4 protein-coding genes are annotated in these 6,600 nt (G+C 72.2%); 2 read left to right on the forward strand and 2 right to left on the reverse strand.

Translation table 11 applies throughout. The features are described 5' to 3' along the window. Nucleotides 1-74: 74 nt before the first annotated feature. A complete protein-coding gene (locus ACFV1W_RS28335; protein WP_380420075.1) occupies nucleotides 75-2,768 on the reverse strand; it encodes a glycosyl hydrolase in 2,694 nt (897 codons plus the stop codon). Nucleotides 2,769-2,934: 166 nt separating this feature from the next. Beyond that, on the reverse strand, nucleotides 2,935-3,663 hold the full coding sequence (locus ACFV1W_RS28340; RefSeq protein WP_380420076.1) for a rhomboid-like protein: 729 nt from the start codon (nucleotides 3,661-3,663) through the stop codon (nucleotides 2,935-2,937). 274 nt (nucleotides 3,664-3,937) lie between these two features. Between ACFV1W_RS28340 and ACFV1W_RS28345 the strand changes: the two genes are divergently transcribed. Continuing rightward, a complete protein-coding gene (locus tag ACFV1W_RS28345; RefSeq protein ID WP_380420077.1) occupies nucleotides 3,938-4,771 on the forward strand; it encodes a rhomboid-like protein in 834 nt (277 codons plus the stop codon). A 310-nt stretch (nucleotides 4,772-5,081) separates the two neighbouring features. Next, the gene (gene argG / locus ACFV1W_RS28350) at nucleotides 5,082-6,494 is read left to right on the forward strand and encodes an argininosuccinate synthase (RefSeq protein WP_380420078.1); all 1,413 of its coding nucleotides are present in this window, start codon (nucleotides 5,082-5,084) and stop codon (nucleotides 6,492-6,494) included. Nucleotides 6,495-6,600: the final 106 nt, after the last annotated feature.

The raw sequence follows: 6,600 nt of genomic DNA on the forward strand, positions 1-6,600 counted from the left end.
GCCCGGACGGCCGCGACGCCGACGCCCGGCCCGCTCCCGAGGAGCAGGCCGGGCGCTCGCGACGATGCGGACGGTCAGCCCTGGCTGTCGTCGTCCTCGGACAGCTCGTCCGGGTTGATCGACCAGATGCCGCGCCCGAAGGTCGCGGCGTACAGGCGCCCGTCCGGACCGGCCTTCAGCTGCTGCACCGCGGTGGTGGGCAGGTTGCGGCCGAGGACGGAGAAGTTCTTCTCGCCCGGGGCCCGGTAGAAGGCGGCGAGGTCCGTGCCGAGGGCGAGGCCGCCGTTCGGCAGGAGCTTGACCGAGGTCGCGGGGATGTCGGGCAGGTTGGCCGAGACGTCGGACCAGGTCCCGCCGCCGTCGTGGGTCTCGAAGAGGTGGCCGTTGCCCGCGCCGGGGCCCTCCGTCCAGGTCCGCGAGAAGCCGTTCATCGCGACGAAGACGTGCTGGGCATCCTTCTGGTCCACCGCGAAGGAGGAGATGTACCGGTTGGGCACGGCGCCGTCGACGGGCAGGTTGAGCTGGCGCCAGCCGGTACCGTCGGTGTTGCCCACCGCGATGCCACGGGTGAAGCCCTGGTTGTTGCAGGGGCCGCACCAGCCCGCGTACACCGTGCCGTCGACGGTGGCCACGGCGGTGGCGACGTGCCCCGCGCCGAGGTCGTAGGCGGCGGTCCACTCGCTGCCGCTGCGGATCGCCCAGCCCTTGTGCTGCACCCACACGTGCTGGCCGCCGGCCACCCAGGTGTTGGTGTCCTTGGGGTCGCTGGTCATCGGGGCGATGAACCGGGCGGCGTTCTTGTCCTTGTCCGGCGGGGCGACCTCGTAGGAGGTGGCCTTGCTCGGGTCCTTCGTCCAGCTCCCGTCGTTGACGGCACAGTTCTGGGTGACCCACATGTCGAGGTAGACGTACTCCTCGGCGATGTTGCAGCCGTTGGCCGGGTCGACCATGGTGTCGCCGCCGTCGCCGCCGAAGTCGGAGCCCATCACCTTGTCGTGGGCGCGCAGGATCGACTCGCCGTTGTCCTGCAGGCCGCCGCTGACGATGACGCCCCTGCCGGACTTGTCCGCCGGGTCCTTGCCGACGCCGACCGAGTAGTACTGCAGGGTGTCCATGGTGCCGTCGTTGAGCGACGTCCAGTCCTTGCCGTGGCCCCAGGCGTCCAACTGCCCGTTGCCCGGGCGGCGGTAGATGCCGCCGTCGTTGCCGACGTAGACGTTCACCTTGCCCTGGTAGCTGCCGAAGGCGACGGCATGCTGGTCGGAGTGGACGGTCGGCGAGCAGTCACCGGTCTGCTTGCCCGGGTCGATGCTCCAGCACGCGAAGCCGTTGTTCCAGTACGGCCCGACGGTCGCCCACGCGGCACCGCCGTCCGTGGTCTCGAAGACCTCCTCCAGCCCGGCGTAGACGTGGTCCGGATTGGCCGGGTCGACCTGGAGCGACTGGTTGTACCAGGACTGGATGCCGGGCTGGTAGCCCGGGTCCTGAAGGGCGGAACCGGATCCCTTCAGCTTGTCCTTGTCCGCGATCAGCGTCCACGGGCCGTACGGTGAGCCGGACTTGGAGACGTAGATCCCCTTGAGGCCGGTGTCCGGGTTGTGCGCGGCAACGTCCGGCGACTGGTCGATGGCGTAGTAGCGCGAGCCGTCCGCCGAGCGCGCGAAGGTCACGTTGCCGACATTGGCGGCGTCGGTCGGCAGGTCGCCGAGCGAGGAGACCCGCTGCCAACTGCCGTCCGCGGCCCTGCTGTAGAAGCCGTTGTAGGTGTCGCCGCCTCGCCAGCCGACCGCCAGGACCACCTTGGACGGGTCCTTGGGGTCGATCGCGATGTCGTTGGCGATGTTCTTGTACGGCGCGCTCTCGTCCTTGGCCTTCGCGCCCCCGGGCAGGTAGTCGGGGTTCGGCGCGAACTCCAGCTTCCACGGGCCCGAAAGGTCGGACGTCGAGTGGCTCCACACACCGCGGCTGGTGGCCGCCCACACCTTGCCGCCGCCGAAGCGCAGCGCGTGGACGATGGTCGACTCCAGCTCCGGCCCGCCCACCCGGTTGCCCGGCTGGAACTTGCCGTGCTGGGGGTCGGAGAGCACGTACACGCCGGTGCCGACGTACGAGGTGGCCCCGGTGTTGGACTCGCCGGTGGCGTACCAGAGCCGCCCGCCCTCGTCGAGGTTCAGCGTGCCCGTCGGCAGCGTCGGCAGCTTGTCGGCGATCGGCTCCCACTGACCGCCGCCCGTACGGGAGCGGAACACGCCGCCGTTGGCGCCGCCCGCGTAGACATAGCCCTTGCTGTCCGCCGCGATGCCGGTGATCCGGCCGGTCACCAGCCCGGCGCCGCCGCTGGAGTTGGAGTTGACGTCCCGGTAGCGCGGGTCGTCCGAGTTGTACGGCTTCGAGGTGACGTGCTTCCAGTCGCCGTCCGTGTGCGGCACCGACTGCAGCTGCGACCAGGCCGCGCCGTACGCGCCCGGCGCGACGACGCCCGGCGCGGTGCGCGCCTCGGTGTACTGGGCGACGCCCTCGGCGGAGTTCTCCGCCTCGTCGCCCCCGTCCCCGGCCTCCGAATCGGCCTTGGGGCTGAAGGTCGACCGGGCGGCGGTGGCTCCGGTCTTCTTCGCGTGCTGCTTGCCGGTGTCCGCCTGGTGCCGCACCTGCCATGGCTGCGGTGCGGACGGCGTCGACGGCGCGGCGAGCGCCTGGCTGGTGGTCAGTCCGAGGGCAGTGAGCGTGACGGCGCTCAGCAGCAGCCGTCGGTGTTGCCTGATGGGCACGGGTGCGGTCCTCCCCTGTGGCCGGCCGCGCGGTCGCGCGACCCCGGCGAAACAGGGGCCAAGCCTGGTCGGTGCACTTCCTCCGGGGAAGGTCTGCACGGTAAGAAACGGTTAAGAGCCGTACGGTTTCCAGCAGTTGGCATTCACGGAATATCCGGCGCCGCCGTCAGCCCAGATGCGGCCACAGGCGTGCACGCAGCCACCGCCGGAGCGCACGCGCCGAGGCGACCGGGTCGCACTCCCCCGGCCGGTCCCGGGTCACCGGGTAGCAGGCGAGTCCGATCAGCACCGCGCTGAGGTGGCCGATGCCCGTGTAGTCGCGGCTGCGGAAGAGGCCGAACAGGTACACGGCCAGCACCCCCGCCAGGTACAGGTACCGCCAGGGCCGCACGATCAGGTAGGTGAGCACCCCGACCACCCCCGCGAGCGCGTAACTGACGCCGTAGTCGAGCGTGTAGACCGCCTTCGGCGCGGCCAGGCCCCCGTGGATCGCCCAGCCCAGGACGCCTTCGCTGAGGTAGGTGGCGCCGACGTGAGCCAGCACCGCCACCGAGAGCCAGCGCATCGTGCCCAGCCAGCGTTCGGCGGGCACGTGGAAGAGGTTGTAGAGCGCGAAGTAGCCCAGCCAGCCGCCGCCCGCGATCCACAGCGCGCTGGTCGCCAGCACCCGGGCCGGCGCGATCTGCAGGTGGTGCAGGTTGGTCGAGCGGCGCTCCAGGATGCGGTCGGCGGTCGTCGGGTCGACGTGCCGGATCACCTGCGTGGTGGCCAGCAGGATCGCCAACCAGATGTAGGTGCCGGGGGCCCGCCGGATGTAGCGCCACACCGCACGGGCCGCCCGCGCCCACCAGGCCCCCCGGCGCGCCTGCGGCACCCTGGTGGCGCTGCCGCTCATCGGCGCCTCCTCGACGGTCCCCCTCACCCTCGCCCGCTCCGGCCTCCACCCGCCGCCGCGACGACCCGTACGGGTGATCCGCCCCGGCCCTCCGCTCCCGCCTCCGGCCCCTGCTCCGCCCGCCGCCGGGGCACCGTCGGAGGCGTCCGGTCGGGAACGGGCGCCACGGAGGGCCTCTGGAGCCTCCCGGACTGGCATAGGCTGGTTCTCCGGCCGCCCGTGGAGCCGCCGGGCACCGGACCCCGGACACCGCACAGCGAGGGCGCCAGGCACGATGAGGGACCGCCTCGGATCGACCGAACCGACCGAACCCACCGCCACCGAGTCGGCCGCCGCCCGGCGCCCGGCCTCCGAGGCCGCCGGATCTGCCACCGCGGCGTTTTCCGGAACGGCCGCGCTCAGAGCGAACGCCGCCGCGACGGCCGTCCGACTGCGGCTCACCACGGTCTACGTGGCCCTGTTGACCGTCACCGCCTCCTGGCTCGCCACCCAGGGCCACGGGGAGCGGGCCCGGTTCGTCCGGCACAACAGCAGCAACGTCCACCACGTGGAAGTGGGCAAGTGGTGGACGCTGTTCACCAGCGGCCTGGTGGTCGACGGGGTCCCGGCCTGGGCGGGCATCGCCGCCGTCGCCCTGGCGCTGGGCCTGGCCGAGTGGCGCTGGGGCCCGGCCCGTGCGGGCGCGGTCTTCGCCTTCGGACACGTGGGCGCGACCCTGCTCACCGAGGGCGCCATGTGGGTGATGCTGGTCGCCCGGATCCCGGGCGCGCTCTCCCGGGCGCGCGATGTGGGGATCAGCTACGGGCTGGTCGCCACCGCCGGCTGCCTGCTGGCCCTGGGCCCGCCCGTATTGCGCCGGTACGGCCTGCCGGCCCTCGCCGTGGCGCTGGCCGTCGCCTGGGCGACGGACCAGCAACTGGCCGACGCCGGACACCTGGTGGCCCTCGCGCTGGGCGTCCTCGCCTCCCGCACACCCTGGCTGCTGACCCGCGCCGGTCGCCAGCACCGCCGGGAAAGGCACCGCCGGGAAAGGCACCGCCGGAAACCCCAAGGCCGGGAACACCAGGACCGGGAACCGCAGGCCCGGGAACCGAGCCGCACCCCCTGACCCCCACGCCACCGCCGCACCACACCCCCACAGCACACCGCCGCACCGCTGACGGGCCGGACCCCCACCCGGGAGTCCGGCCCGGCCCGCATCCGGCCCCAACCCACCTTCCGCTGCACCGACTTGGCCCGGCCGATGCCTGCCCGTAGCAGCCTTCGCGAGCAGCCCACCCCGGCCGACTCGTCCGTATGCTCTTGCGGTACTCTGCAAATCTATGCCAGAGTGCGGGCATCGGATCAATCAGGCCGAATCGCCTCACACGTCGCTAAATCAGGAGCCCGCGCCGCGCGGGTGGGTCAAGGGTGCATGCATGTCGAAGGTCTTGAGCAAGCTGCCGGTCGGTGAACGGATCGGCATCGCATTCTCCGGTGGGTTGGACACCTCCGTCGCGGTCGCGTGGATGCGCGAGCACGGCGCCGTCCCGTACGCCTACACGGCCGACATCGGCCAGTACGACGAGCCGAACCTCGCCGACGTCCCGGCCCGTGGCCGCGCCTACGGCGCCGAGCAGGCCCGCCTGATCGACTGCCGGGCCCCGCTGGTCGAGGAGGGCCTGGCCGCCCTCGCCTGCGGCGCCTTCCACATCCGCTCCGCCGGGCAGACCTACTTCAACACCACCCCGCTCGGCCGCGCCGTCACCGGCACCCTGCTGGTGCGGGCCATGCAGGAGGACGGCGTCTCCATCTGGGGCGACGGTTCCACCTACAAGGGCAACGACATCGAGCGGTTCTACCGCTACGGCCTGCTGGCCAACCCCAACCTGCGGATCTACAAGCCGTGGCTGGACCAGGCCTTCGTCGACCAGCTCGGCGGCCGCAAGGAGATGTCCGAGTGGCTCGCCGAGCGCGACCTCCCGTACCGGGACTCCGCCGAGAAGGCCTACTCCACCGACGCCAACATCTGGGGCGCCACCCACGAGGCCAAGCGGCTGGAGTTCCTGGACGCCTCGCTGGAGATCGTCGCCCCGATCATGGGCGTCGCCTTCTGGGACCCGGCCGTCGAGATCCAGACCGAGGACGTCACGGTCGAGTTCGAGTTCGGCCGCCCGGTGCGGATCAACGGCCGTGAGTTCGGCGATGCCGTCGAGCTGGTGCACGAGGCCAACCGGATCGGCGGGCGACACGGCCTGGGCATGTCGGACCAGATCGAGAACCGGATCATCGAGGCCAAGAGCCGCGGCATCTACGAGGCCCCCGGCATGGCGCTGCTGCACATCGCCTACGAGCGCCTGCTGAACGCGATCCACAACGAGGACACCCTCGCCACCTACCACACCCAGGGGCGGCGCCTCGGCCGGCTGATGTACGAGGGCCGCTGGTTCGACCCGCAGGCGCTGATGCTGCGCGACAGCCTGCAGAAGTGGGTCGGCCAGGCCGTCACCGGCAGCGTCACGCTGCGGCTGCGGCGCGGCCAGGACTACTCGGTGATCGACACCCAGGGCCCGCACTTCAGCTACCACCCGGAGAAGCTGTCGATGGAGCGCAGCGTCGACGCCGCGTTCGTCCCGGACGACCGGATCGGCCAGCTGACCATGCGCAACCTGGACATCGCCGACTCGCGCAGCAAGCTGGAGCTGTACGCGGGCCACGGCCAGCTGTCGCAGTGGAGCGGCCTGATCGGCGAGCTCGCGCCCGGCGGCGCGGCGCCGATCGCCGCGGGCACCGGACACGAGGCGGAGTCCACCGCGCTCGACCACGCGGCGATCGAGTCCGGCACCGACTGACCGGGCGCGCCCGTCCCAGCCGGTCCCGGGGGGCCGCGGCCCCCGCCCGGTGGGGGGGGGGCCGCCGGTGGCAGAGGCAGAGGGGCCGTTGGCACTACGGGCCCCC

The organism is Kitasatospora sp. NPDC059648, assembly GCF_042734825.1.
Lineage (GTDB): Bacteria > Actinomycetota > Actinomycetes > Streptomycetales > Streptomycetaceae > Kitasatospora.

Coding starts and splice junctions, on each gene's coding strand:
- ACFV1W_RS28340 (WP_380420076.1), bottom strand. CDS start 3,663: ATGAGCGGCAGCGCCACCAGGGTGCCGCAGGCGCGCCGGGGGGCCTGG.
- ACFV1W_RS28345 (WP_380420077.1), top strand. CDS start 3,938: ATGAGGGACCGCCTCGGATCGACCGAACCGACCGAACCCACCGCCACC.
- argG (WP_380420078.1), top strand. CDS start 5,082: ATGTCGAAGGTCTTGAGCAAGCTGCCGGTCGGTGAACGGATCGGCATC.